This is a genomic window from Chitinophaga pinensis DSM 2588, from assembly GCF_000024005.1.
In the GTDB taxonomy this organism is placed as follows: Bacteria; Bacteroidota; Bacteroidia; order Chitinophagales; family Chitinophagaceae; genus Chitinophaga; species Chitinophaga pinensis.
Genome location: NC_013132.1, coordinates 8,082,515 through 8,109,078, shown reverse-complemented (window position 1 = coordinate 8,109,078; position 26,564 = coordinate 8,082,515). Strand labels below are relative to the sequence as shown.

Genomic DNA, 26,564 nt, shown 5'->3' with positions numbered 1-26,564 from the left:
TATCGTATAAAGCGAATGGCCTGACTACATAGCCAGGCCATTCGCTTTATATGATACCAGTCGGGAAAACTTATCTGAAAATAACCGTTCCCAGTCCCTGTGTCAGTTCGTTTTCCAGTACTTTCAGGTGCTTGTGCATCTCGATACATTTGATCTGGTCTTCAAATACAGTAGATCGCTCCATCTCCTGCTGATTCTCCATGATCATCTTCCGGATCTTTCTTAAAATCAGGTAATTCGTAGTAGAGATAGTATCTTTCAGATAAGCATTATCACCATACACGGTATCAATCTCAAACTTATCTTTCCAGGCAGTGCTAAGCTCAGCTTCCTTATCTTCCATAATAGCCACTACCAGCGTTGCCACTTCCTGATCATTGTGATAGAGGAACCATTTTTTATCCGGCAGACTATCCTGGTCATACATCACTTTGTATTCCCGCAGTATACGTTTCACCATTTCATTATCCGCCAGTGATTCAAAATCATAGGGAAGGTGGAAAATGTAATCTGCCACCGTACTCTGATCTTCCTCACTGAAAGGTTTGTCGCCAAAACGCAGGAGTATCTTCACTAATTCTCTTTCCTGCTTTTCATCCGGATTGAAGAAGTTAACTGCCGGTTCCCCGCCATTTTCCATCGCCTCCATAGCGGCAATGGCCTCCGGAGACAGATCGTCGTCCATGGCAGGAGCAGCATTGTTATTATTATTGTTCTCCCGGTTGAATTGCTGCTCTTTCTTCTGGAAACGCTCGCGGATGAATTTATTGACCAGGTTAATAAGCCCCTGTTCGTCGATCTTCAGCAACTGACTACACTGACGGATGTAATCCTGTTGCCTGGTGAAGTCCTCCGTTTTATCGATCTTGGAAATGGTCTCCGCGATCTCATTTACCAGCTGTGATTTACGGCTACTGTCATTGCCTGCCTCCTGCATGGAGATCTGTAGCTTGAACAGTACGAAATCCTGCTTATTATTGGCAATAAACTCACGAAAAGCGTCTGCACCTATCTTCTGTACGTAACTGTCCGGATCCTCCTTATCGGGGATTAAAACGAGTTTTACGTTCAGGCCTTCCTCGATGGCCATATCCAGGCCTCTCAATGCCGCTTTTACGCCCGCATTGTCCCCGTCAAAAAGGATGGTGAGGTTGTTGGTATATTTCTTAATGAGCCTGAGCTGGTGCTGCGTAAGGGAGGTGCCGCTGGACGCCACCACGTTCTCAATACCCGCCTGATGCAGGGAGACGACGTCCGTATAACCTTCTACGAGCAGACACTCATTCAGTTTATCAATCGCGTGCCGGGCAAAGTAAGTACCATACAGTACCCGGTTTTTAACGTAGATCTCGTTCTCTGGTGAGTTGACATACTTCGGCGCACGGTCGTTTTTAACCAGGATACGGGCGCCAAATCCCAATACCTTTCCGCTCTGGTTATGGATGGGGAAGATCACACGACCACGGTAGTTATCGCCGGGTTGCTCATTCCTGACGGTGACCAGCCCTGTTTTCTGAAGGTAATCAAGATTATAACCTTTGGCAAGGGCGGTTTTAGTAAAAGCATCCCAGGTGTTCAGACTGTAACCCAGCTGAAACTTGCGGATGGTCTCCTGTGTAAAACCGCGTTCCTCAAAGTAACTTAGCCCGACATTCTGACCTTCTTCTGTATTGAAAAGGGTATTGGAAAAGTATTCGCGTGCGAAATTATTGATGATGTAGAGGCTGTCAGCCATCAGCTGCTGCTGTCTGACTTCCGGACTTACCTCTGTTTCTTCAATCGGAACATCATATTTCTGCGCCAGCCAGCGCAGTGCTTCCACATAAGAATACTTCTCATGCTCCATGATGAACTTAATGGCATTCCCGCTCTGTCCGCAACCAAAACACTTGAATATCTCCTTGCTGGGAGTAACAGTGAAGGAAGGGCTCTTCTCATTATGGAACGGACAAAGTCCCAGATAGTTGGCGCCGCGCTTTTTCAGTTTCACGAAATTGCCTACTATCTCCACAATGTCAATCCGGCTGAGTATCTGTTGTATGGTATTCTGTGAAATCAATGGCGTTAAAAATTCAGACAGCAAATTAAGCAAAATTCACCGGGCAGGAATCGGTTCTTATTCCAAAACCAGGGGGACTGATAATATTTTAAGCCCATTGCTACTATTTCTTTTAAGGCGTTGTATATCATCTGTATATGGGAGATAACCCCTTATCTACGGGTTATCTACGGCTTATCTATAACTTGTCCCGAATATCTGAGCCTGTTATTGCGCTGATAGCACCACCTTCCTTATTTCAGGAGGGAAACTGGCCTAACTGATAGTAAATCAGCTTAAATATTCCGCCTAAAAATTACATATGGTAAAAAAGTACCTTAATGTGGTAATTTAACATGCCTTTTAAAGAACAGCATATCCTAATTTCGGTTAACACGTTTTTGAAAACCAAAACAGCACTACCAAGAGGGGACAGATTTGTGTTAACGCATTTTATTAATAACGACCAACGGCTGGCAGCACGCCTGCGCAATAGTGATCATACCGCTTTTGAGGAATTATACGCTACCTATCATCAGTTACTGTATGGTACTGCCTATAAATACCTGAAAAGCGATACGGCTGCTGAAGATGCTGTGCATGAAGCTTTTGTAAAAGTCTGGGTACACCGGGAAGAACTTGATCCGGTACAGGGCGTTCGTAATTTTCTCTTTAAATGCCTGAAATTTCATGTACTGAACCTTATCCGGGATCATAAACGTAGCCTTTCCAAACAATACGAACTATTATACAATGCTGCTGCTGATCATCGTGACACGGAATCCACCGTTATATTGAATGATTACAGAAAGGTGGTAGAACGCGCCGTTGAAAGTTTGTCTGCCCAGAAGAAAAAGATCTTCCGCCTCCGTTCCTATGAAGGACTGAGTAATGAAGAAGTAGCGGAAAAACTCGGTTTGTCCATCAATACCGTCAAATTTCAATATGCCCAGGCCAGCAAAGCCCTGCGCCACGTCCTCAAGATCATGATGAGTACCCTCTTCGGCCTGGTTATTCTCCTTGTTATCTTTTTTTAAATTTTTTTTCTGCCGGTATAATACTTTTCATTTTCCCAGGTGTAGTATTATACAGACGTAACTATTTACTCGTTGATTTTATCACTGTAATCCACATTATGGAGCTATTCGACCAAAGTCTGCTACATAAGTATGAGCACAACCAATGTACTCCTGAAGAATACGAAAGAGTACTGGAATGGTTTACCACGCCCGAAGGACGGGAATATCTGGAAACTGCCATGACGCAGGAACTGGATAGTGAAAAACCAGATATGCTTATGTCTACATCACAGGCGGCAGACCTTTACCAGCGCATACTGGATACTACAGGTCAGGAACAGTTACGGCATCGCCGGAACCGCCGGTTTACAGGTCTCAAAGTGGCTGCCATGTTATCGGGCTCGATACTGCTCGTCTATGGCGGATGGAGAATGTTCGGTAGTCATCGCGCTACTGTTTTTCAAACAGCTTACGGAGAAGTACGTACTGTCGTATTGCCCGATCAGTCGGTCGTGACACTGAATGGCAACAGTACCTTACGCTATGCCGGTAAATGGGATGGTAACAGTAATCGTGAAGTATGGGTAGAAGGAGAGGCTTTTTTCTCCATCAAACCATCTGCTGTTCCCCGCTCATTTATGGTACACACCGCCAGTGAAATGGATGTGGAAGTACTGGGTACCAGCTTTAACCTCGTAGATCGTCATGGTCGTATGCAGGTAGTGCTGAACAGCGGAAAGGTAAAGCTGCACAACAGTAGAACACCGGAAGATGCGATCATTATGCAACCGGGAGATCTTGTTGAATACAAAGAACAGGTGCGCACAAAAGTCAGGAAGAACACCAACGCACAAAGCTATTCATCCTGGAAAACAAACAATCTTCATTTTGAAAACGCCAGCTTCGCGGAACTGGCACAATTGTTAGAAGACACCTATGGCGTAACTGTAGAGATCAGAGATGCTGCTTTGTTACAGCAACGATTCACAGGAACTGTACCGGGACAACAGATTGATATGTTGCTGGGAGGGCTTTCGCAACTATTTCACCTGAAGGTGAGCCATGTTGACAACAGTGTCATTATTGAGAAGGAAACTAAATAGTAAAAACAAAATGCAGTAAAAACTGCTGGCTGGTGTACAACGGCAGGCAGTGACCGCAGCAGAGGTAATCACTCAAATTTAAATCTCATGAACAAGTTCATTAGTGCCTTTATGGCTGCTATGGGCATGGCATGCTATTGCCATATGCCAGCAGAAGGGCAGGACCTGGCCTCGCTGGGAAAACCCCTACGCCCTCTTGAAAGATCACAGACAAAGTCATTGAAAAATGTGCTGGATGGGCTTGAAGTAAAATATAATGTGCACTTCATGTACAAAAGCAATCTCGCAAAATTGCAGTTGTCACATGTGGAAAACACAAAACAATCTTCACTGGAAGAAGAATTGAAAAACATCACCGGTCCCAATAAGCTTCGCTATAAGAAGATGGGTGACAGTTTCTATATCGTATTTTCTCAGGATGATGAACCTGCCGATGCACCCGTTCCTGCCGGTGAAAATACATCTGCACAGCTGGCGGAAACACTGGCAGTAGCAGCACCTGCGGCAATCCCTGTAAGAGGTACTGTAACTGATGACAAAGGTCAGCCGATACCGGGTGTAACCGTACTTGTAAAAGGTACTTCTAATGGTACAAGTACTGGCACTGATGGCTCCTGGTCTTTACAGGTACCTGATGAAAATGCCGTACTCGAATTTTCCTTTATCGGTTATACCAAACAGGAATTAAAAGTAGGCAATCGTACATCTTTCGCTGTAAAACTGACAGCTGACGTTACTGCTATGAATGAAGTGGTGGTAGTCGCTTATGGTACACAGAAGAAAATAAACGTGACCGGCGCAATCGCTGCGGTGGATGGGAAAGACCTGAACTGGAAACCAGTAGGACAGGTGTCCTCTGCACTCCAGGGTGTTGCTTCCGGTGTAACAGTGACTACTATCAGTGGGCAGCCGGGTGTAGACCAGGGTACCGTACGTATCCGTGGTGTCGGTACGATGAATAGTACTGATCCATTGGTACTGGTAGATGGTGTGCAGATGAACATGAACGATATCGATGCAAATGATATCGCTTCCATGTCCGTACTGAAAGATGCTGCTTCCTCTGCTATCTATGGTGTAAGAGCTGCTAATGGCGTGATCCTGATCACCACGAAAAGAGGTGCATCCGGTAAACCCAAGGTTACCTATTCCAACTACTTCGCATGGCAGACGCCTGCACGTCTGGCGAAATATGTAGGCGCGAAAGATTTTATGAATCTGGCGAATCTGACTGCCTCTAATTCAGGTGGTTCTGCCTCCTATACAGCTGCGCAGATCGCTGCATACGATAATCCTAATCGTGATAATTTCGTTAATCCGGATAATTACTGGCTGGATGCTATCCTGACCGGTAGCGGTTTTCAACAGGAACATAGTCTGGGTATCAGCGGTGGTACAGAAGACGTGAAATATCGCTTCTCTACCAATTATTTCGATCAGACGGGTCTGATCAAAAACATGGATTTCAATCGTATCACAGTACGTCTGAATACAGATATCAATGTCACAAAGAAACTGACCTTCAACGCTGATATCGCGGCACGTCTTGGCGACAGACAGGAGCCACAGGGCGCTTCCGGTTCGGCATGGTATCAGTTCGGACAGGCAGCTATTATTAACCCGCTGTATCCGACCAAATATGCAGATGGCACATGGCCGGTGATCAGAGGTGGACAGAACCCGATCCGCCTGCAGGAAGAAGGTGGCCTGTATCAGTACAAAAGCAACCTGTTTACGGGTAACTTCAAAGCTACTTACAACCTGGTAAAAGGTTTAAAACTGACCGGTCTTACATCCGTTAACTACAGATCCGATTATAACAGCACTCGTGAGAAAACACTGATCTATTTCAAAGATCCAGGCACGAACCAGGATCCGCTGCCACTCGGACAAAACTCCGTGAAGAAAGCTTATCAGGGCTATTGGTTCCGTAACTATCAGGGATTGGCTGAATACACCCAGAACTTTGGTAAACATAACTTTACCGTATTAGGTGGTGCTTCCCGCCTTACAGAAACCACCGATGATCTCAGCGGCTACAGGGTAAATCTGGCTGGCGGACTGAATCAGATTGATGCGGGTGAACAGAACGGACAGATTACAGAAGGTAACGCAGTTGCCTACTCGCTGGTGTCTTTCTTTGGCAGATTGAACTACTCTTTTGATGATAAATACCTGTTTGAAGCAAACCTTCGTCGTGATGGTTCTTCCCGCTTCTCTGAAGGACAGAAATGGGGGCTGTTCCCGTCTTTCTCCGCAGGATGGCGTATTTCCGGTGAAGAATTCATGAAAGAAGTATCCTTTATCAATAACCTGAAACTGCGTGGTTCATGGGGTAAACTGGGGAATGACGTGATCCTGGACAGAGATAAACTGACCACTAACTACCCTTACCAGTCACAATATTATTACAACAGCTATCCTTTCGGTGGTGTACTGAAACCAACTGCGGGTATCACGATCTATCCTAACTCCGGACTGACCTGGGAAACCACTGTGATGACCGATGTAGGTGTGGATGGTACGATCTTCAAAAACCTGGATTTTACCTTTGACTATTATGTGAAGAACACCAACGACATCCTGTTGTTCCTGCCGATCGCTCCTTCCATTGGTCTGGATCCTTCCGCGCAGAATGCAGGTAAAGTGAGAAACAAAGGATGGGAAATCGCACTGAACTACCGTGGTAAGATCGGTGAACTGAACTATAACGTAGGCGCTAATCTGTCTGACGTACGTAACAGGATCATTGATATTAAGAACACAGACGCTATCTCAAGGGACAATAACTACATCTATACAGGGCTTGTAACCGGCAATTCGATCGGTAGCTTCTATGGTTACCAGGTAGAAGGTATCTTCCAGAATGCAGCACAGGTAGCAGGACATGCAACACAGCCATTCCCGACTACAGGTGCAGGCGACCTGATTTACAAAGACCAGAATGGCGACAAACAGGTAAAAGAAGGTGCTGTTGATAAAGGTGGCGATATGGTATACCTGGGTAGCAATATTCCAAGATATACTTATGGTATTAATCTGGGGGCAGACTATAAGAACTTTGACTTTACCGCTTTCTTCCAGGGAGTAGGTAAAGTAGATATCCACACCTTACCGATTGAAAGAGCGCCAACCAATACTGATGGTAACTTCAGAGAAGAACACCTGAACAGCTGGACGCCAGCCAATACCGGTGCAGATTTCCCAAGACTTGTAAGCACACTGCAAAACTATCAGTCTTCTTCTTACTGGGTAAAAAGCGGCGCGTATGTACGTCTGAAAAGTGTACAGCTGGGTTATACATTGCCTTCTCAAATCATGAAACGTGCAGGCTTTGACAGATGCCGTCTTTATGTGAGTGGCCAGAATCTGCTGACCTTCTCTTCTCTTGCAAGTGACATCGATCCGGAATCTCCGAATGATAGCAGATACTACCCGCAGGTGAAGACGTTCACTTTTGGATTAAATGTGCAATTCTAAACTAAGCAGCCATGAAGAAATTATCAATAATACTCGCACTGGCAGGTCTGGCATCGGTGTCAGCCTGTAAAAAAGTACTGGACGAACAGCCGCAGGATGCTGTGAGCCGGGAAACGTTTTGGTTGACAGAAGATGATGCGATCAACGCTGTCAATAACTGCTACCGTCGCCTGGGGGATGTGGATAACCGCATGTTTATCTCCTGTGTGACAGACGATAGCTATGCCTGGAGTAACTGGCCCAGCGATGCGATCTATGTGGGAAATGGTAGTGCTTCTATCAGTACCGGCATGTTCGACAACTTCTGGAGCAACTTTTACAAGATGATCGCTTCCTGTAATGATGTACTGGAAAATATTGACAGAGATAAAGCATTATCTGAAGCCATGCTGACCCGACTGAAAGGAGAGGCCCGCTTTATCAGAGCTTATGCTTATCAGCAGCTGATCGGGTTGTATGGAGATGTGGTATTAAGAACTACTATTTCGCCAACCAGCGAGTTTGTGATGAAGCGTACTTCCCGTGCAGATGTAGCAGCATTTATCGTGAAAGAACTGGACGAGATCAGTGCTGCTTTACCGGTATCATATGATGCAGGAGAGGAAGGCCGCGCCACCCGTGGTGCAGCGCTGGCATTGAAATCCCGTGTATTACTTTATGAAGGACAATATGCAGAAGCGGCTACGGCAGCACAGGCTGCGATGACCCTGGGTACTTACATCATCGATCCAAATTACCTGAGTCTTTTTGATGGTACCAACAAAAACAGCCATGAGATCATCTTCTCTGCACGCTATGTGAAAAACACACAGCCTAATGCGATGGCTACCTGGGTTGGCGGACCTTCACTGGGTGGATGGTCAGAGATTACGCCATTGCAATCACTGGTAGATGCCTATGAGTGTACAGACGGTCTGACAATCGACAAGTCAGCTACCTATGACCCGGCACATCCGTTTGATAATCGCGACCCACGTCTGAAAATGACCGTGGTAGTGCCAGGGGTACAGGTGAATGACGTAACCATCGATGTGACCAAACTGAATAGTCTGGATGCATTGGGCAAAGGAAACGCATCTTTCACTGGTTATTACTACAAGAAATATGTCCCTCGCGATATTCAGGGTAACTGGGATAATAACTCCTACAACGACGTGGTGTTAATGCGTTATGCAGAAGTGCTGCTCAATTATGCGGAAGCTAAAATTGAAGCCAACCAGATTGATCAGTCCGTATATGACGCTATCAACCAGGTAAGACAAAGAACTGATGTAATGATGCCTGTTCTGACAGCTGCGAAGGTGAGCGGACAGGTAGCCCTGCGGGAAGCGGTGAGAAGAGAAAGAAGAGTAGAGTTCCCGCTGGAAGACAACCGTCTGTTTGATATCCGTCGCTGGAAGATCGCAGAAACGGTGATGGCAGGACCGGCATACGGTATCCTGAACAACTTCGATGCGAACAGGAAGGATGATTATGGTAAACATGTACTGGCGGAACAACGTAGTTTCCAGGTACCACGTGATTATCTGTGGCCGGTACCGCAGCGTGAGGTGTCCCTGAATGCGGCTGTATTGCCTAATAATCCGGGCTGGTAAAAATAGTGGCCGTTTCTGGCGGAAGAAACGGGTATGTTCAGAGAATGGAGGCCGTTCGTCTTGTGACGGACGGCTTTTCTATTGGCGGGCCTTAACTTTTTTTTAACCCTTCACGTGTAACTTCCGGTTATCTCTGTCCGCTTAATTGTAAAATACCTATAATGGCCCGCCTATTACTGACCTATGTACTGTTAATTACTTGTTTTTTGTTGGGGGGATGTTTGGACGATCGCTGGGAACGTGGTTACGTGGATGCTTACGTGCCTGTTTACGACAATAATCCCAATCTCCGGCAGATCAGCTATCAACCAGCTAGAGCCATACGGAACGCTGGAAAATTGTATACCTACGGCACTTATATCCTCCAGGAGGAAAGTGACTCCGGATTGCATATCATTTCTTATCAGGATCCTGCGCACCCCGTGAAGACCGGATTTCTGCGTATTCCCGGTTTTCAGAAAGCCCTGATAGAGGGCGATTATCTGTATGCAGATAATTATAATGACCTGATAGTGGTCCCGCTGAAGGAACTGCCCTCCGTAACGCATGTAGCGCGTGTGTCCAGGGTCTGGACCCAGAAGGATTTCCCGCCTTTCCGCAACGTATATTTCGAATGCCCTGTCCCTACAAAGGGTACCGTGATCGGCTGGCACCTGACAAAGGTGAATGATCCCAAATGCCGCACGCAATTCAGATATTATGATGGATATGGCGAACAGCGCCCTCGCCTGAGCGCCGGTATAGTGGGCAATAAAGGGCATATTTATCTGGCTGACAACACAGATATCGTGTCCTATTCTGTTACACAACCACTGGCCCCGGTACAGCAATCGAGGTATCAGACCGGTGAAGTAATGGATAGTCTGTATGCATTTAATGACATGTTAATTACAACCGATGTCAGAGGAACAGGTGGTTCATTGTACGATATCAGTGATCCATTGATTATACAATACAGGACGATGCTGACCAATTTAAGTTCCTGTTATGCGATGTTGCCTGCTGGCCGTCATATCTATGCTGCACCTAACCCGGCAAAGCGACTGTGTTATCCAGTTTCTTCCACTACGTTGACAGTAAGCGATATTGAAGATGACTATCGCATTGTTGCCAAGGGTGCGCTGCCTTTTGACTCAACCTATGCGCTGGCATTGTCGGGTAATTATCTGTATGCTGCAACACCAAAAGGTATCAGTGTGGTGGATGTTTCTTCGGCGCCTGCTCTTACGCGTCTGGCAGATAAAGAAGCTGTGCCATATATAGATTTAGTGATTCGTGGTACACAGCTGTATTGCCGTAGTAATATAAGCATAGACTGTTATGATATCAGCTCTCCGGCTGCTATTAAGGTTATCTCAAAACTCGTTTATTAATGAAGCACCTATACACTGTATTTGTCTGTTTGCTCATTGCGATAGCTGCAATGGGTCAAAATAAAAAGAAACCTGAAGATAAGGGTGGTGAACCTGGCATTACCACACATCTCGTATCATATGCACATAGAACACACAATGATGCAAGAGATGAAAAGAAAGCCAGGCCGCTCCCTGATTCTATTCTGACAGGATGGAGAGTGAGCAGCAATCTGCTGACCCTGCATCATCCTGATGGTGGTATCTCAGCTGCTATTGAATATCGTTTTCGCCCAGATTGGGGCGTTCTGGTGGAAGGCGGCTGGATCTTCATCGACGAAAAGAAACTGTATGATATGCGTGGACAGTTTACACCGAAAGCTAAAGGGTATTATGTGCGTCCTGAGATCAGGTATTACCTTTCAGGAAAACACGGCAAACATCGCTTATTCTTTTCACAGGATTTCTTTTACAGGAAAGTTAGTTTCTATGAAGAGCGTATCGTAAAAATGAACGTTGATCCCAGAGATGGAAGTGCCGACTACGAACAACTATCCACTTATGGCAAGACCAAAGAAATGTTCGGAACAGATAGCAAGGTTGGTTTCCAGACCTTCTTTGGCAACAATCACCGGATCGTGTTTGAAGCATATGTAGGTCTTGGGTTGAAATACAGGAAGTTTACCTATGACAGGCCGGTGCCACCGAACAGTTATCTGGAAGACAGGAATTATAACTTCGATGATGCGCCTGACAGGAATAACATATGGGATGGCGCTTTTCCTGTAGGATTGAAAATAGGTTATCGCTTCTGATATAACATTCCCCCCCCCAAATATTTCCTTATGAAAAAACATGTACTGTTAGCAATTTCTATACTGTTTATCGCTGGTATTGCATTCGCACAGGAGAAAAAAGAAGAGAAAACCGGGGATAAAAAGACATACAGTCAGAAGGGCGTCCTATTAAATACGACGCTCAGTTCATTAACAGAGCCGGAAGGTGGACCTACCTGGGGACTGGAATACCGTTTGTCTGAAAGCGTCGCCATCGGAGCAGAAGTTACAGCCGTTTTGTACACGTTTTATGACAGCTATGAAGAGGACAGACGAGGTTTTCGTATCAGACCGGAGATAAAGATCTTTCCATCGTGGTGGCGCAATCAGCACCGTAGTTTCTATCTGAGTCTGATGGGCACTTATAAAAAGACCAGCTACGAAGATATTCACTATGTAATGCCGTATCCGAATGTTGAGCCTCTACCGCAAAAATATGAGAAGAGCGTTTATGCGGGATCAGCTAATATAGGTTTACAGCGTTATTTTGGCGCAAAGGGACGTGTTGTAATGGATATGTACGTTGGTGTCGGATTACGGCATCGTCGTACGACGCCCAATGAATCATATTATACTGAATCGTGGGGACGTCCCTTTTTCCGCATTGACGAAGATGGATTCAATCCGCAGTTCGCATTTGGGTTTAAGCTGGGCTACCGTTTCTGAAATTCCGTTATATTTGGTGAAAACCAAACAATCTTAACAGCCCCGCCACCTGGCGAGACTTAAATTTATACGGATGAAAGAAGTATTTATAGTTTCAGCAGTGCGTACCCCCATTGGTTCTTTTAACGGCGCACTGTCAGCCCTGTCTGCGACACAACTGGGATCTATCGTTATGAAAGCAGTACTTGAAAAAGCGGGTGTACCGGCAACTGCGGTCAACGAGGTATATATGGGGAATGTGCTCAGTGCCAACCTTGGACAGGCTCCTGCCAATCAGGCGAGTATTTACGCTGGTATTCCGAACAATGTTCCTTGTACGACTGTCAATAAAGTTTGCGCTTCTGGTATGAAAGCCATTATGTTAGGCGCACAAAGCATCCTTTCCGGTGATAATGACGTAGTTGTGGCCGGCGGTATGGAAAGTATGAGTAATGTACCTTATTATCTGGATAAAGCCCGTAATGGCTATAGACTGGGACATGGCGCTGTGACTGACGGCATTATCAGGGATGGTCTGTGGGATCCTTACAAGGATTTTCACATGGGCAACGCAGCAGAGCTTTGTGTGACAGAATATAAGATCACCCGTGAAGAGCAGGATGCTTACGCTATCCAGAGTTATAAAAGGTCTGCCGAGGCTACCGAAAAAGGATATTTCAAAAATGAGATAGTGCCTGTTGAAGTGCCTGGCAAACAGGTGGTTACAGTAGCGGAAGACGAGGATTATAAAAAAGTGAACTTCGATAAGATCCCTACGCTCAAGCCTACTTTCCAGAAAGATGGTACGATCACTGCTGCCAATGCTTCTAATCTGAATGATGGTGCTGCCGCGGTATTACTGGTAAGCGGCGAGAAACTGAAAGAACTGGGTCTGAAGCCACTGGCGAAGATCATTAGCTTTGCGGATGCTTCTCAGGCGCCTGAATGGTTTACTACCACACCGGTAAAAGCGGTAACCAAAGCACTGGAAAAGGCAAAACTGACGGTAGCGGATATGGACTTTGTGGAAATCAACGAGGCATTTTCCTGCGTACCGATTGCAAATGAACGGGATCTGGGTATTCCTGAGGATAAAGTGAATGTATGGGGAGGAGCCGTTTCGCTGGGTCATCCTATTGGCTGTAGCGGCGCACGTATTGTGGTAACGCTCAGTTCTATCCTCAATCAGCATAATGCCCGTTATGGCGTGGCTGGTATTTGTAACGGGGGAGGAGGAGCGAGTGCGATCGTGATTGAGGCAATTAAGAATTAGGAATTAGGAATTAAGAATTAAGAATTGCTGCCGGGCAAAGTTCTGATAAACAGAATATTGTCAACAGCGGCATAAAACTATAAAAAGAGAAAGGCGTCCTACTAGTTGAGGACGCCTTTCTCTTTTTATGATCAAATTCATTTGGATATCAATATTTTATCCATACTGATCTTCGCACTAATTCTTAATTCTTAATTCTTAATTCTTAATTCTTAATTCTTAATTCCTCAGCGAGATCGTCGTATCTAACTTCTTTCTATTATCCACCTCATCCACTAAACTAATAAACAACCTTACGCTATCCGCTCCTGCTCTCTCTGATTTAAAAGCTGCCGGTTGCCCTTCCGGTTTGATCACATCGCCGGAGATCTTTTCAAACAGCCAGTATTTATCTTCGATCAGGCTATAGCTGGGATAACGGGATACGATATCTATGGATTTGGTCTGTATGGCATAATCATCATCAATCTGGTAGCGTTTCAGGTCTCCGTCAGACAGTAGTCCCATACCGGTGATCATGGTAAGGATCCGTAATGGAGGGAGCAGCAGACCAAAGAGCAGCACAAAGGGAAAACCGTAAAAAGAACACAGATAGACCCATTTTCCGGATACTTCTTTGGGTGTCAGGCCATATAACAGGATGCCGGAGCCGCCATATAAAGTGAAAAATACTCTTTCCGTATAGGTGCCCTTGAATCCATAACCGCTGATCAGCAGGAGGACGCACAGGATGGAAAATACGCACATGGCCAGGTGAAAATACCAGATCAGACCGGTGATTAAAGGTGCTTTTACCTTTTTGATCTTAAACGAGATGGCCGCCAGAAAACAGATACAAAGGACTGTGATCGTAAACATAGGATAGGATATTAACTTATAACAGGCAGTGTTCCTGCTAATATATACAATATTTTATATATAGTATTTAAAATCTGAAAGGCCTTCCTTCGAACTTTTCCTTTGCTTTTTCAACAACAAACGATAATTTTGCCCCTGCCTTAATATAAATGAGGCAATTAACTTTCAAACTTTAAGAGTAACAGCATGCGTCAGATAGCTTTCAGACAAGCCTTACGAGAAGCCATGCAGGAAGAAATGCGCCGTGACGATCGCGTTTTCCTGATGGGAGAGGAAGTAGCAGAATACAATGGAGCCTACAAAGTTAGCCAGGGAATGCTGGATGAGTTTGGCCCTAAGAGAGTAATAGATACTCCCATCGCCGAGCTGGGTTTCACTGCTATCGCTGTTGGTGCAGCACAGAATGGTCTTCGCCCGATCGTTGAATTTATGACTTGGAACTTCGCCGTACTGGCACTGGACCAGATCCTGAATACAGCTTCTAAAATGCTGGCAATGAGTGGTGGACAGGTAGGTTGTCCTATCGTTTTCCGTGGACCGAACGGTTCCGCAGGTCAGCTGGGTGCACAGCACTCCACTGCCTTCGAAAGCTACTATGCGAACATCCCGGGTTTAAAAGTTATATCAGTATCTAACCCATATGATGGTAAAGGTCTCCTGAAAGCAGCTATCCGTGATAACGATCCGGTTGTTTTCATGGAAAGCGAGGTAGGTTATGGCGATATGGGTGATGTTCCTGAAGAAGAATACATCATTCCAATCGGTAAAGCAGATATCAAACGTGCTGGTAAAGACGTAACCATCGTTTCTTTCAACAAAATGATGAAAGTTGCGCTGAGTGCTGCTGAAGAACTGGCTAAAGAAGGTATCGAGGCTGAAGTAATCGACCTGCGTACGATCCGTCCGCTGGACTGGTTCACTATCCTGGAATCTGTTAAGAAAACCAACCGTCTGGTGATCGTTGAAGAACAGTGGCCATTCGCCAGCGTTTCTTCTGAGATCTCTTACCGTATCCAGAAGGAAGGTTTCGACTACCTGGATGCTCCGATCCGTCGTATCACTGCAGCTGATGCACCAATGCACTATGCGCCGAACCTGGTAAAGGGTTACCTGCCAGACGTTGAACGCACCGTGAAACTGGTGAAAGAAGTAATGTACATGAAGAAGTAAGGAAATTACATAAAAGCGCAAGGCCGTTCTGATTATCAGGACGGCCTTGCGCTTTTATGTAATTTCAATTAAGAATTAAGAATTAAAAATTAAGAATTGCTCCAGGAGTCTTTAGCAAAAAGAAAACGGCACTTTATTAAAATGCCGCTTTCTTTTTTGTGTTTTATGATGATCCGCAGCGATCTCCGCTGCATTTCAATTCTTAATTCTTAATTCTTAATTCTTAATTCTTAATTCTTAATTCTTAATTCTTAATTCCTAATTCCCAAACAGGTCAGACGATAAATACCTATCTCCTCTGTCACAAATAATACACACCAGCACCCCTTTGTCCAGTTCTCTGGAGATGCGTTCTGCCGCAGATACTGCGCCGCCGCTGCTCATACCACAGAAGATGCCTTCATCTTTTGCCAGCCGGCGGGTCATGGCTTTTGCTTCTTCCTCAGAAATATCCATGATACGGTCTACCCTGGAGCGGTCAAAGATCTTAGGCAGATAGGCTTCCGGCCATTTCCGGATACCCGGGATCTTACTGCCGTCAGTCGGCTGACAACCTACGATCTGTATATCGTTGTTTTGCTCTTTCAGGTATTTGGATACCCCCATAATAGTGCCGGTGGTACCCATTGCGCTGACAAAGTGTGTAACGCCATGGTGGGTATCCCGCCATATTTCCGGGCCGGTAGTTTTGTAGTGCATACCGTAGTTGTCCGGATTGGCAAACTGGTTCAGCATATGATAACCCCCCTTTGCCACCTGCTCATTGGCATAATCGATGGATCCTTCCATAGAGGCATCTTTGGGAGTCAGTACCACTTTCGCGCCGAAGGCTTCCATAGTCAGCACCCTTTCCCTGGTAGCGTCTTCCGGCATGACCAGTTCTATTTCCACACCAAAAAGGCTGGCGATCATGGCCAGGGCAATACCTGTATTACCGCTGGTGGCCTCGATCAGTTTGATACCCGGTTTGATCTCTCCTCTGTCTAATGCGCCTTTGATCATACCATAGGCGGCTCTGTCCTTCACACTTCCTCCCGGGTTATTTCCTTCCAGTTTTGCATAAATAGTAACATCCGGATTGGCGCTGATACTTTTAAGCGCCACCATTGGGGTATTACCAACAAGATCTAATATCGAATGCATTTAATAACTATTTTCTACTACGTTAACACTGCCGTCAGCCCGGTAATAGATCCGGCTGAAGGGGGCAGTACTTTTAATAAGCCATACATTACCACCAATAATGCTATGGTGTCCTACCACGGTATCGCCGCCCAGAATGGTGGCGCCGGCATATATAATAACATGATCTTCAATGGTAGGATGGCGTTTGCTGCGGGCCATGTCCTTGTCCACGCTCAATGCGCCCAGTGTCACACCCTGATATAGTTTGACATTGGAGCCGATGACGGTCGTTTCTCCGATGACGATGCCGGTACCATGGTCGATGCAGAAATACGGCGCGATAACCGCTGCCGGATGTATATCGATGCCTGTACAGCTATGCGCCCGTTCTGTGATCATACGGGGCAACAGCGGTATCTTCAGCTGATGAAGCGCGTGTGCAATACGGTAGAATGCGATGGCATAAAAGCCCGGATAAGCCCTGATGACTTCATACATGCAGGTGGCCGCAGGATCGCCTTTATAGATAGCTTCTGCATCTTTCTGTAAGGCGTCATAGATAACGGCTGCCTGGTCCATGAACTGACGGCTTAGTTCTTCTGCAGGAGCAGGCAGTTGCTGTTGCATCGGCGACAACATATGCTGCAGTTCACCCTGCAACATATGCGCGTATTCTTCCAGTAATACAATATCAGACATCACTTTTCCGGTGTATTCCGGAAAAAGCCAGTTTATAAAGTTGTTGGCAAAGTCGTTCACCGCACTGGTAGGAGGATAAGCAGTAGCCGCAGCCAACTGGTGTCTCCGCCTTAATTCTTCTAAAAGTTGTTGCATATCCAAGTGAATTACAGGATTGAGGGAAAACGATCATTGAAATTACGTATTAATGTCGAAAGTCCATAAGGACTGTAGACAAATAACCGGGTTTAACAGCATTTGTTATCTTGTCTACGATCAAGTATTTTGCCGTAATTTTGTTCGTTGTTCACTAAAATAATGATATGGCCAGCATTCTGATAATTGATGATGAGAAAAGCATACGTAAAACGCTATCCGAAATCCTGAGTTATGAAGGATACAAAGTAGAGGAAGCAGCAGATGGTGCTGAAGGCTTCAAATTGTTCAAGGATAAGCAGTACGACGCCGTACTCTGTGATATAAAAATGCCCAAAATGGACGGGCTGGAATTCCTGGAAAAAGCCAGGGAAATCAATACGGATGTGCCCATTATCATGGTATCAGGTCACGGCAATATCGATACGGCCGTAGAAGCAGTTAAAAAAGGCGCATACGACTATATCTCCAAACCGCCGGATCTTAACAGGTTGCTGATTACCCTGCGTAACGCCATGGATAAGACCAACCTGGTGACAGAAACCAAGACCCTGCGCCGGAAAGTGAACAAAACCCAGGAAATGATCGGGACCTCAGCGCCCATCCTGAAAATAAAAGAAACGATTGAAAAGGTGGCGCCAACTGATGCCCGCGTACTGGTAACCGGTGAAAACGGGGTAGGTAAGGAACTGGTAGCCCGCTGGCTTCATGAGCTGAGCAACCGTGCTTCCGGCCCTATCGTGGAAGTGAACTGTGCGGCTATCCCGAGCGAACTTATTGAAAGCGAACTCTTTGGTCATGAAAAAGGTTCCTTTACATCTGCTGTAAAACAGCGTATCGGTAAATTTGAACAGGCGAATGGTGGTACACTGTTCCTGGACGAGATTGGCGATATGAGCCTCAGCGCACAGGCGAAAGTACTGAGAGCCCTGCAGGAAGGTAAGATCACCCGTGTAGGTGGCGACAAAGAGATCAGTGTTGATGTGCGTGTGGTAGCGGCGACCAATAAAGACCTGCTGAAGGAAGTGGAAGACAAAAACTTCCGTCTGGATCTTTACCATCGCCTTAGTGTGATCCTGATCCATGTACCGTCCCTGAATGATCGTCGGGAAGATATTCCTGCACTGGTAGAACATTTTCTTGACAGCGCCTGCCAGGAGTATGGTATGGCCAGGAAATCGATCGATAAGGAAGCCATGAAGGCTTTGCAGCAACATAACTGGTCCGGAAATATCCGTGAACTGGGTAACGTGGTAGCCCGACTGGTAATCCTTTCCGGGAAAACGATTACACCTGAAGATGTGTTTGACTACGTATTGCCGGCGAGAGACAAGAAGAAAGTAAACGCATAATATATAAAGGCTGTTCTGCAAGGGACAGCCTTTGTTTTTCCCCGCTCATTTTTTCCTAAACTATCATGGAAAGACACCTGTACCTGCTCAGTGGCATGGGAGCAGACGAAAGAATCTTCAAAAACCTGCATTATCCCGCAGGATATACTGTCCACTACCTTGAGTGGCTGACACCCTCGCCAGAAGAAAGTTTTCCGGAATATGCGGCCCGCATGGCCGAAAGGATTGAACACGAAAACGTGACCCTGATAGGCGTCTCATTTGGTGGTATGCTGGCTGTGGAAATCGCCCGTCAGCGTCCTGTCAGTAAAGTGATCCTGATCAGTAGTATCAAACAGACCAGTGAAAGACCGCCATATCTGGGCTGGGTGAAGAAAACAGGACTGCTGGCATTGCTTCGCCTGCCTGATTCCATCATCTTTACCCGCAGAAAGGGCGTCGTGAAACTGTTCCTGAATGCGGAGACGGAGGAGGAGGTCGCGTTGCTGACAGACTATATGAAGAAAACGGCTTATGGCTACCTCCGCTGGGGGATCCGGGTGATCGTACACTGGTCTAATGACTTTATACCTGCTTCCATTGTGCATATTCATGGCGGCCGGGATAAGGCTTTTCCGCTCCGTTTCATTAAGGCTGATTATACGATTCCTGATGGCGGGCATTTCATGGTCTATAACCGGGCGGCCGAAATCAGCCGGATATTGAGTCAGGAGCTGGGCTGAGCCGCTCCTGTACTGTCTTCCGGATGACCAATGGCTGCAATATCATAACCCTGGCCCATACGGAAAGGCATCGATTTCAAGGGCCTTACATGTAAAAAAGTTTATTAAATCAACCTAATCCACTTATTTTAGCAAAACTTTTGATTACTATTATTTAGCTTGCAGCACACAGTATCTTATATTTGATCTTTAAAATATCTTAAACGAATCTTAATGAACCTGGCTTTTTGGAGAAGAAATAAAGAGGGTCAGCCAAAGAAGAAGAAATCTGCCGTAAGAGAGTGGTTTGATGCTGCGATTTTCGCGATCATCGCTGCTACCTTGATACGCACTTTTATTTTTGAGGCGTACACAATCCCAACCCCATCTATGGAAAAGACCTTACTGGTAAACGACTTTCTGTTTGTCAGCAAGATCAGTTATGGTCCACGTATTCCTATGACGCCGCTGGCTGTTCCGTTTACCCACCACACGCTGCCATTTACCAAGTACAGCAAAGCTTATTCTGAAGCCGTACAATGGAAATACAGACGTCTGCCAGGCTTCTCAGATGTTGAGCGTTATGATGTCGTTGTATTTAACTTCCCCGAAGGCGATACCGTGGCCCTGGAACAACAGGAACAGAGCTACTATCAGCTGATAAGATATTACGGACGTGATAATGTATGGGAACAGAACCATGTTACTTCCCGTCCTGTTGATAAACGTGAAAACTACATCAAGCGTTGTATGGCTGTCCCGGGCGACACCCTGTCAATCAAAGAAGGTGTTGTTTACATCAATAGCGTACAGGCGCCTATCCCACCTGAAAGTGAGCGTCGTTACTGGGTAAAAACCACCGGCGACCCGCTGAATCCAACCCGTCTGGATGAACTGGATATTGATCCGAATCCTGCCGGTGTGTTTGATTCTGCGCTCTTCCGTTATGACCTGACCCCTGGCATGGCTAACATGCTGAGCACATGGCCGGTTGTAAAAGAAGTAAAACCTTATGTAAGAGCTGCCACGCAGGAGATTCAGGTCTTCCCGCATGATACCGCTCACTACAAATGGACAGAACATAACTTCGGTCCGCTGTACATTCCGAAGAAAGGCGTAACTGTTCATATCGACAGCACCAATATCGCTTTTTACGATCGTATCATCAGCGTATACGAAGGCAATAAACTGGAAGCTAAAAACGGTCAGTTCTATATCAATGACAAACCAGCTGACAGCTACACCTTCAAGATGAACTACTACTGGATGATGGGTGACAACCGTGATAACTCGCTGGATTCCCGCTTCTGGGGTTTTGTTCCTGAAGACCACATTGTAGGTAAGGCATGGTTGATATGGATGAGCTATGGACATGGCAGCATTAGATGGAACAGGTTGTTTAAAACAATCAAGTAACAATTAGGAATTAGGAATTAAGAATTAAAAATTAGGAATGCGGCGAAGAGTTGTGTGGATGACTTGAAAATTAATTCTCAAATTATAAAAAAGGGCGTTTCAATCGTTGAGACGCCCTTTTGCGTATCATTCCATTACAAAATAAGTCAGGCAATAACTACCATGAACGGCATTTTATTCCTAAATTCCTAATTCTTAATTCTTAATTGTTAATTAGCCATGGACATCCGCAAACACTCTTTCGAATACCATACTTTTCCTGACAGTGCAGCCTTACCCACTGCCGATCTGCGTTTACTGGAAGAAGCCCGTGAAGTGACCGCCCAGGCTTATGCTCCATATTCTAATTTCTATGTAGGTGCTGCTATATTACTGGCCAATGGCATTGTTGTAAGGGGGACCAACCAGGAAAACGCCTCTTTTCCTGCCGGTATCTGTGCTGAAAGAGTGGCCCTGTCTACAGCTGCATCGCTGTATCCCGGGGTACCTATTCTCACAATTGCTGTCAGTTACCATAACCCGAATGGCAGTAATGACGCCCCGATATCTCCCTGTGGCATCTGCCGTCAGACCCTTTTGGAGTATGAAGGCCGTCAGCAACAGGCCATCAGGATCATTATGGGCGGGCAGACCGGAAAAGTATTTGTTATCCCTACAATCAGACATCTTCTTCCCCTGGCATTCACAGCAGAGGATATGCAATAAATTTGCTATATTTGTTGTGGTCCGTATGATGCCCTATGCTGAATATCCGTATCTTATGTCCTTTGTTATGGGCTATCCTATTTGCGCAAGTTGTTATGGCTTTTCCTGGAAATAAATTAAAGAGTCTTTACAAAGAAGGTATCAGTTACCGGCATGCCGGTGAACTTGATGCTGCAAAGAAGTGCTTTAAAGAAATTTTACGTCGTGACAGTGGTTATGCGTCAGCTTATCTGCAGCTGGCGGAAATTTCCGTGCTGGAAGAGGTGTATCCGGAAAGTATTACCTGGTACAGGGAATACCTGCGGCTGGAAGATGACCGGCCTGCTGCCTGGTATGCCATTGGCGTACTTTATTTCAATACAAAAGACTTCCGTGCTGCTGTACATGCATTTGAAACAGCCACAAAAAAGGGACGCCGGCAGGATGCGGATTATTGTCTTACACTCGGGACGGCATATCTGCATATCAAAGAGACAGGGAAAGGGATACAACATCTGAATACCTGTCTCGAATTACGTCAGGACGATACCCGGGCTTTACAGGCACTGGCGCATCATTATTATCTTGTGGGTGAATATGTGGCTGCTGTCATTTACTGGGATCGTTTACTGCGGATACAGCCTGCAAACGCATTCGCCATGTTCCTGTTGGGTAAATCGTATATTGGTAAAGGGGAGATAGCAAAAGGAGAAGCCTTGTGTGATAAGGCATTACAGGTTGTTCAATAATAACTTCATATAAAAAGGGAAAGCGTCCACCATCGGCGGACGCTTTCCCTTTTTATACTAAGCTGGTAATTACATTCTTTCCGGTACGTCAATACCCAGTAATTTCATGCTCTTTGCAATAGTCGTTGCGGTCAGCTTGATGATCTGTAAACGCAGTTTCTGCTTTTCAGGTGTTTCTGCCTGCTTTACAGAATGAACAGGTATACCATCTTTCTTCTCCGCATAGAAAGAGTTGAAGGTCTGTGCCAGCTGGTAGGCATAGTTTGCAATAACAGACGGACTCATTTCTTTGGCTGCTTCTTCCAACACATTGTCATACTGTTCGTTAAGTACGATCAGCTCTTTCTCCAGTGTGGTAAGGCTGCCCTTATGACAGTAACCTTCCAGTTTATCTACGTCTGGTGCTACATCACGCAGAATGGATTTAATACGTGCATGTGCGTATTGTACGAAGGTACTGGTGAATCCCTGCAGACTGATAGACTCTTTCGGATCGAATACCATCTTCTTTTTCGGATCTACACGTAACAGGAAGAATTTAAGACCACCGAGACCGATCATATTGTATAATAATCCCAGTGCATCTTCACTCATGTCATCCAGTTTACCGGATGCTTTGGTCTGCTCTTCCGCTGTGTTGATCATCTCTACTATCAGGTCGTCTGCATCAACCACGGTACCTTCACGGCTTTTCATACGACCGCTTGGCAGTTCCACCATGCCATAAGACAGGTGATAAATACCATCAGCGCAAGGCTCCTGTAATTTCTGAAGGATCAGTTGCAGTACTTTAAAGTGATAGTTCTGTTCATCTGCTACTACATACAGGCTCTGGTCCATCTGGTAGTCAGCGTATTTCAGACGGGCAGTACCGAGGTCCTGCGTCATATATACGGAGGTACCATCGCCACGCAGTAAGAGCTTTTCATCCAGGCCGTCGGCAGTGAGGTCAATCCATACGGAGTTGTCCTCTTTTTTGAACAATATACCTTTTGCCAGACCTTCTTCTACCAGGTCTTTACCCAGCAGATAGGTCTCGCTTTCGTAGTACATTTTGTCAAAGTCGATGCCCAGACGTTTGTAAGTCTGATCAAAACCTTTGTATACCCAGCCGTTCATGGTCGCCCAGAGCGCTCTTACTTCAGGATTACCGGCTTCCCACTGCTGCAGCATGATTTTCGCTTGCTGCATGATCTCTGTCTGCTTACGAGACAGTTCCTTGATTTCGTCATTCAGCTTATCCAGTTTCTCCTGGTCAGCCTGAATTTCAGGTTTATGGAAAACAGTTACCAGTTTTTCCATGCGTTCTTTATCCGCCCCTTCAAAGTCTTTATAATCATGTTCTAACGCACGGGCAATAATAGGTTCTGTCTGTTCTTTCAGAATAGATTCAAACTTCACATAGTAGTCGCCCACCAGGTGATCGCCTTTGATACCGGTTGATTCCGGGGTATCGCCATGGGCAAACAGCTGCCATGCCAGCATGGACTTACAGATGTGAATACCTCTGTCATTTACCAGGTTGGCTTTGATCACTTCATAGCCATTGGCTTTCAGTATCTCAGATACGGCATAACCCAGGAAGTTATTACGCAGGTGACCCAGGTGCAAAGGTTTGTTAGTATTGGGAGAAGAGTATTCCACCATCACTTTCTTACCATTGGATGGCTTCTTACCGATATTGCGGTTATTGAAGTGTTGCTGAAGGTATTGCGCCCAGTATTGTTCGTTGACCTGGATATTCAGAAAACCTTTGATCACATTGTATCCTGCTACGAGGTCAGGATTATGTTCCTGCAGGTATTTACCCAGTCGATCAGCAGTTTCTTCGGGTTTTAAGCGACTGAATTTAGTGAAAGGGAATACCAGGATGGTGTATTCACCTTCGAATTCAGGTTTAGTAGTATTGATGGCAATGTCCTTTGCAGGAATTGTCTGGTCAAAAAGCGCTTTAATTGCTGCGGCAGCAGCAGATTTTATGGATTGTACAACACTCATGCTGATAAACGGTTAATGCAAAAAGTAACATCAAAGGTATAAAAAATCTGGCGGGGGAGAGGAAGGAGGCAATAATATAATAAAGAAAAAGGGCCGGCTTTATAAAGCCGGCCCTTTCGGAGAGATTATCTTTTACGCTTTTTTGAAGACGTATGCTGATGTTTGAATGTGTAGAACATACCGATCTGTGCGACGGAGTTCTTATTGTTTTCAAAACTGTTTTCAAACACGTTGGTCAGTCCGAACATGTAACGGGCAGCGATACCCACACCTACCGGAAACTGGTATCCCAGACCGAAACCCAGTCCGAAATCCACCGCTTTGGTGTTATCACTAATATCTACGGTCACTTTACCGGCATGTGTTTTACCTGAAACCGCGAAGCCCACCTGCGGACCTGCTTCCAGGTAGAATTCCGGCACAATACGGTACTGGAACATCACCGGTATGTTGATGTAGTTGAGGCGATAGGTGATCTTCTGGTTCAGGGGTTCGTACTTTGTCCCCTGGCCGGAAAACAGCAATTCAGGCTGTAATGACATGCTCTCATTGAAAGCGATGTTAGCAAAACCACCTGCGAAAATAGACGGACGAACTTTTGCGTCGTCAAACTGAGTCAGCTTCGATATGGTCAGACCGCCTTTAACACCAAAAGACAGTGTCTGGGCATTGGCTGTAAATGCCGCACAAGCTGCCAGCATTACAGAAAAGATGAGTTTTTTCATATTAGTCTTATAGAGAATTTGCCAAGCTGAGCAAAATCTATGCCCATATTTTTTAATATATGGTGAATTCCACCCTTCTGTTTTTCTGTCTGCCTGCAGCTGTTTTGTTGCTGGCGATCGGCTGATTGGCGCCATAGCCTACGGCTTCGATTTTTGACGGATTTGCCCCATGCTCAACAAGGTATTGTTTCACAGATTCAGCCCTGTCCTTAGACAACGCCATATTCTTGGTGGCATTACCTACATTGTCAGTATGACCGCCCAGTTTCAGACTGAAACCTTTGGTCCGTAGCATTTCTGCTACCCTATCCAGTGAAGGGTAGGAGCTGGCTTTGATGCTGGACTTGGCAAATTCGAACTCCAGGTTCTGAATCGCGTCTTTGATCAGGCGGCGGTCGTCTTCTGTAATCGTTACTTTGGTAATCACCTGTTTAGGCATTGTGTCCTTAGGTAATTCACAGCCACTGCCATCTACTTTGGTACCGGCAGCTGTACCCGGACATTTATCAAAATAGTCCGATACGCCATCGCTGTCAGCATCTGCCATCAACTTATCCACATCAGCGGTTAATTTGGTGTTTAATGCACGGGAGGCTTCCAGTTCGGACTGCAGATTGGCTTTCTGTTGTGCCAGTTCATCATACATGACCCTGGCCGGGTTTTGCCAGTTGAGTGCTGGCTTAGTTCTTTTACCCAGCGGAAATTCGAGACCTGCATAACCGTAAGAGAATTTATCCCTGTCGGGACCATAATTATAACCATCCAGGTTGTCGCCATCCACGTAATGCATGGTATATCCCAGATCCAGGTTAACGGACTCTGAGAGTTTGAATTTCAGACCCGCGCCGATGGGTACATAAAATTCTTTAATAATACCGTCGTTTTTATATTCTATCATGTTACCGCCTTCCACCTGTGAACTGATCTTCGGAGAATAGCCGGCCAGGCCGCCACCCGCAGATACATAAATCTGCACGGCATTCTTTTTATACATCCAGTTGATAGTGGCCACGTTGACGACGGCACTTAGGCCGGCTGACCACTTCAGACTGGTTTCGAAGGAGTTAACTTCCCGGTCGGGCGTCTTGTCATTCCCCAACTTGCGGTCATTATTGCCTGCCAGCTTGCCACCTGTATAGTTGGCCTGGATACCCAGCGAATGTAATATCTGGTACTTTACATAAGCGCCATAACCGGCCTGGGCTTTCCATTTTGTAAAATCGTTGCTGCCACCCGTCGGTGCTACCGGAGCCAGCAATCCCCCGTTTACGCCTATCGAAAAGCGGCGGTAACCAGGGCCATCCGTAAAAATAGGGCCCGTTACAGAAGTCTGGGCTATACTGCATAAGGGGGTGAAAAGGGCTACCATACAGGCTGCCCGGAAAAAAGAGGAGTTTTTCATAATTGTTCAGGGTTAGATATAAAATTGAAATTTGCATTACTCGCCCGGGCATGGTTAGTGCCGTGGGTTACCTTACAAACCTTTTTTCATGAAAATTGTTCAGTCGCCTGCTCGCTTTTACCGGTATTTGGCGGTTAACTGACATCGTAAACTGACATAATTGCATGACAGGTCCATTGGCATAATCATTGACATTTGCTATGTCGGAG

The 26,564-nt window shown here is 45.8% G+C and carries 21 protein-coding genes; 14 read left to right on the top strand and 7 right to left on the bottom strand.

The features are described 5' to 3' along the window. Positions 1-70: 70 nt before the first annotated feature. The gene (gene dnaG, locus CPIN_RS31905) at positions 71-2,059 is read right to left on the bottom strand and encodes a DNA primase (protein ID WP_012794019.1); all 1,989 of its coding nucleotides are present in this window, start codon (positions 2,057-2,059) and stop codon (positions 71-73) included. Between the two features lie 380 nt (positions 2,060-2,439). On the opposite strand from dnaG, the gene CPIN_RS31900 reads away from it, so the two are divergent. The 8 genes from CPIN_RS31900 (at position 2,440) to CPIN_RS31865 (ending at position 13,341) form a co-directional block, all read left to right on the top strand. Continuing rightward, positions 2,440-3,075, top strand: a complete 636-nt coding sequence (locus CPIN_RS31900; protein WP_187294712.1) for an RNA polymerase sigma factor — start codon at positions 2,440-2,442, stop codon at positions 3,073-3,075. Positions 3,076-3,173: 98 nt separating this feature from the next. After that, positions 3,174-4,160, top strand: coding sequence for a FecR family protein (locus tag CPIN_RS31895; protein ID WP_012794017.1), 987 nt, complete (start codon positions 3,174-3,176; stop codon positions 4,158-4,160). Between the two features lie 87 nt (positions 4,161-4,247). Continuing rightward, positions 4,248-7,640, top strand: coding sequence for a SusC/RagA family TonB-linked outer membrane protein (locus CPIN_RS31890; RefSeq protein ID WP_012794016.1), 3,393 nt, complete (start codon positions 4,248-4,250; stop codon positions 7,638-7,640). Between the two features lie 11 nt (positions 7,641-7,651). Further along, complete coding sequence (locus tag CPIN_RS31885; protein WP_012794015.1) at positions 7,652-9,235, top strand: RagB/SusD family nutrient uptake outer membrane protein; 1,584 nt, start codon at positions 7,652-7,654, stop codon at positions 9,233-9,235. Between the two features lie 161 nt (positions 9,236-9,396). After that, positions 9,397-10,608, top strand: coding sequence for an LVIVD repeat-containing protein (locus CPIN_RS31880; protein ID WP_012794014.1), 1,212 nt, complete (start codon positions 9,397-9,399; stop codon positions 10,606-10,608). Continuing rightward, entirely contained in the window at positions 10,608-11,402 is a 795-nt protein-coding gene (locus tag CPIN_RS31875) for a DUF3575 domain-containing protein (protein WP_012794013.1), read from the top strand. Before CPIN_RS31880 ends, CPIN_RS31875 begins: the two co-directional genes overlap by 1 nt. A gap of 30 nt (positions 11,403-11,432) precedes the next feature. Beyond that, the gene (locus CPIN_RS31870) at positions 11,433-12,089 is read left to right on the top strand and encodes a hypothetical protein (protein ID WP_012794012.1); all 657 of its coding nucleotides are present in this window, start codon (positions 11,433-11,435) and stop codon (positions 12,087-12,089) included. A 73-nt stretch (positions 12,090-12,162) separates the two neighbouring features. Next, the gene (locus tag CPIN_RS31865) at positions 12,163-13,341 is read left to right on the top strand and encodes an acetyl-CoA C-acyltransferase (RefSeq protein ID WP_012794011.1); all 1,179 of its coding nucleotides are present in this window, start codon (positions 12,163-12,165) and stop codon (positions 13,339-13,341) included. A 219-nt stretch (positions 13,342-13,560) separates the two neighbouring features. On the opposite strand, the gene CPIN_RS31860 is transcribed toward CPIN_RS31865, so the two are convergent. Beyond that, the gene (locus tag CPIN_RS31860) at positions 13,561-14,199 is read right to left on the bottom strand and encodes a hypothetical protein (RefSeq protein WP_012794010.1); all 639 of its coding nucleotides are present in this window, start codon (positions 14,197-14,199) and stop codon (positions 13,561-13,563) included. Positions 14,200-14,385: 186 nt separating this feature from the next. Here CPIN_RS31860 and CPIN_RS31855 point away from each other — a divergent pair, with 186 nt between their 5' ends. Next, positions 14,386-15,369, top strand: a complete 984-nt coding sequence (locus CPIN_RS31855; protein ID WP_012794009.1) for a pyruvate dehydrogenase complex E1 component subunit beta — start codon at positions 14,386-14,388, stop codon at positions 15,367-15,369. A gap of 258 nt (positions 15,370-15,627) precedes the next feature. Here the strand turns inward: CPIN_RS31855 and cysM are convergent, their stop codons facing one another. Both cysM and CPIN_RS31845 read right to left on the bottom strand, forming a co-directional pair. After that, positions 15,628-16,512, bottom strand: a complete 885-nt coding sequence (gene cysM, locus CPIN_RS31850) for a cysteine synthase CysM (protein WP_012794008.1) — start codon at positions 16,510-16,512, stop codon at positions 15,628-15,630. Next, positions 16,513-17,328, bottom strand: a complete 816-nt coding sequence (locus CPIN_RS31845) for a serine O-acetyltransferase (RefSeq protein ID WP_012794007.1) — start codon at positions 17,326-17,328, stop codon at positions 16,513-16,515. Between the two features lie 167 nt (positions 17,329-17,495). Here CPIN_RS31845 and CPIN_RS31840 point away from each other — a divergent pair, with 167 nt between their 5' ends. The 5 genes from CPIN_RS31840 (at position 17,496) to CPIN_RS31820 (ending at position 22,230) form a co-directional block, all read left to right on the top strand. Next, complete coding sequence (locus CPIN_RS31840) at positions 17,496-18,680, top strand: sigma-54-dependent transcriptional regulator (RefSeq protein WP_012794006.1); 1,185 nt, start codon at positions 17,496-17,498, stop codon at positions 18,678-18,680. A gap of 65 nt (positions 18,681-18,745) precedes the next feature. Further along, positions 18,746-19,402, top strand: coding sequence for an alpha/beta fold hydrolase (locus CPIN_RS31835; RefSeq protein ID WP_012794005.1), 657 nt, complete (start codon positions 18,746-18,748; stop codon positions 19,400-19,402). A gap of 213 nt (positions 19,403-19,615) precedes the next feature. Beyond that, positions 19,616-20,797: a signal peptidase I gene (lepB, locus tag CPIN_RS31830; protein WP_012794004.1), complete on the top strand. Its 1,182-nt coding sequence runs from the start codon at positions 19,616-19,618 to the stop codon at positions 20,795-20,797. 219 nt (positions 20,798-21,016) lie between these two features. After that, entirely contained in the window at positions 21,017-21,502 is a 486-nt protein-coding gene (locus tag CPIN_RS31825) for a cytidine deaminase (RefSeq protein ID WP_012794003.1), read from the top strand. 95 nt (positions 21,503-21,597) lie between these two features. Further along, entirely contained in the window at positions 21,598-22,230 is a 633-nt protein-coding gene (locus CPIN_RS31820) for a tetratricopeptide repeat protein (protein ID WP_187294711.1), read from the top strand. 69 nt (positions 22,231-22,299) lie between these two features. Here the strand turns inward: CPIN_RS31820 and CPIN_RS31815 are convergent, their stop codons facing one another. The 3 genes from CPIN_RS31815 to CPIN_RS31805 all read right to left on the bottom strand — a co-directional run bounded on the left by CPIN_RS31815 (position 22,300) and on the right by CPIN_RS31805 (position 26,355). Then, positions 22,300-24,228 carry an arginine--tRNA ligase gene (locus CPIN_RS31815; protein WP_012794001.1) on the bottom strand — a complete coding sequence of 643 codons (1,929 nt, stop codon included), beginning with the start codon at positions 24,226-24,228 and terminating at the stop codon, positions 22,300-22,302. Positions 24,229-24,353: 125 nt separating this feature from the next. After that, the gene (locus CPIN_RS31810; protein ID WP_012794000.1) at positions 24,354-24,953 is read right to left on the bottom strand and encodes a porin family protein; all 600 of its coding nucleotides are present in this window, start codon (positions 24,951-24,953) and stop codon (positions 24,354-24,356) included. A 52-nt stretch (positions 24,954-25,005) separates the two neighbouring features. Further along, positions 25,006-26,355 (bottom strand): OmpA family protein, encoded by a 1,350-nt coding sequence (locus tag CPIN_RS31805; protein WP_012793999.1) that lies wholly within the window; start codon positions 26,353-26,355, stop codon positions 25,006-25,008. Between the last annotated feature and the right edge of the window lie 209 nt (positions 26,356-26,564).

What these genes read in the sequence shown, in the direction of transcription:
- CPIN_RS31840 (WP_012794006.1), top strand. Translation starts at nt 17,496, where the DNA reads ATGGCCAGCATTCTGATAATTGATGATGAGAAAAGCATACGTAAAACG.
- CPIN_RS31885 (WP_012794015.1), top strand. Translation starts at nt 7,652, where the DNA reads ATGAAGAAATTATCAATAATACTCGCACTGGCAGGTCTGGCATCGGTG.
- CPIN_RS31890 (WP_012794016.1), top strand. Translation starts at nt 4,248, where the DNA reads ATGAACAAGTTCATTAGTGCCTTTATGGCTGCTATGGGCATGGCATGC.
- CPIN_RS31845 (WP_012794007.1), bottom strand. Translation starts at nt 17,328, where the DNA reads ATGCAACAACTTTTAGAAGAATTAAGGCGGAGACACCAGTTGGCTGCG.
- CPIN_RS31815 (WP_012794001.1), bottom strand. Translation starts at nt 24,228, where the DNA reads ATGAGTGTTGTACAATCCATAAAATCTGCTGCTGCCGCAGCAATTAAA.
- CPIN_RS31820 (WP_187294711.1), top strand. Translation starts at nt 21,598, where the DNA reads ATGGCTTTTCCTGGAAATAAATTAAAGAGTCTTTACAAAGAAGGTATC.
- CPIN_RS31860 (WP_012794010.1), bottom strand. Translation starts at nt 14,199, where the DNA reads ATGTTTACGATCACAGTCCTTTGTATCTGTTTTCTGGCGGCCATCTCG.
- CPIN_RS31805 (WP_012793999.1), bottom strand. Translation starts at nt 26,355, where the DNA reads ATGAAAAACTCCTCTTTTTTCCGGGCAGCCTGTATGGTAGCCCTTTTC.
- CPIN_RS31810 (WP_012794000.1), bottom strand. Translation starts at nt 24,953, where the DNA reads ATGAAAAAACTCATCTTTTCTGTAATGCTGGCAGCTTGTGCGGCATTT.
- CPIN_RS31870 (WP_012794012.1), top strand. Translation starts at nt 11,433, where the DNA reads ATGAAAAAACATGTACTGTTAGCAATTTCTATACTGTTTATCGCTGGT.
- CPIN_RS31865 (WP_012794011.1), top strand. Translation starts at nt 12,163, where the DNA reads ATGAAAGAAGTATTTATAGTTTCAGCAGTGCGTACCCCCATTGGTTCT.
- CPIN_RS31855 (WP_012794009.1), top strand. Translation starts at nt 14,386, where the DNA reads ATGCGTCAGATAGCTTTCAGACAAGCCTTACGAGAAGCCATGCAGGAA.
- CPIN_RS31880 (WP_012794014.1), top strand. Translation starts at nt 9,397, where the DNA reads ATGGCCCGCCTATTACTGACCTATGTACTGTTAATTACTTGTTTTTTG.
- CPIN_RS31825 (WP_012794003.1), top strand. Translation starts at nt 21,017, where the DNA reads ATGGACATCCGCAAACACTCTTTCGAATACCATACTTTTCCTGACAGT.
- CPIN_RS31875 (WP_012794013.1), top strand. Translation starts at nt 10,608, where the DNA reads ATGAAGCACCTATACACTGTATTTGTCTGTTTGCTCATTGCGATAGCT.
- cysM (WP_012794008.1), bottom strand. Translation starts at nt 16,512, where the DNA reads ATGCATTCGATATTAGATCTTGTTGGTAATACCCCAATGGTGGCGCTT.
- lepB (WP_012794004.1), top strand. Translation starts at nt 19,616, where the DNA reads ATGAACCTGGCTTTTTGGAGAAGAAATAAAGAGGGTCAGCCAAAGAAG.
- CPIN_RS31835 (WP_012794005.1), top strand. Translation starts at nt 18,746, where the DNA reads ATGGAAAGACACCTGTACCTGCTCAGTGGCATGGGAGCAGACGAAAGA.
- CPIN_RS31895 (WP_012794017.1), top strand. Translation starts at nt 3,174, where the DNA reads ATGGAGCTATTCGACCAAAGTCTGCTACATAAGTATGAGCACAACCAA.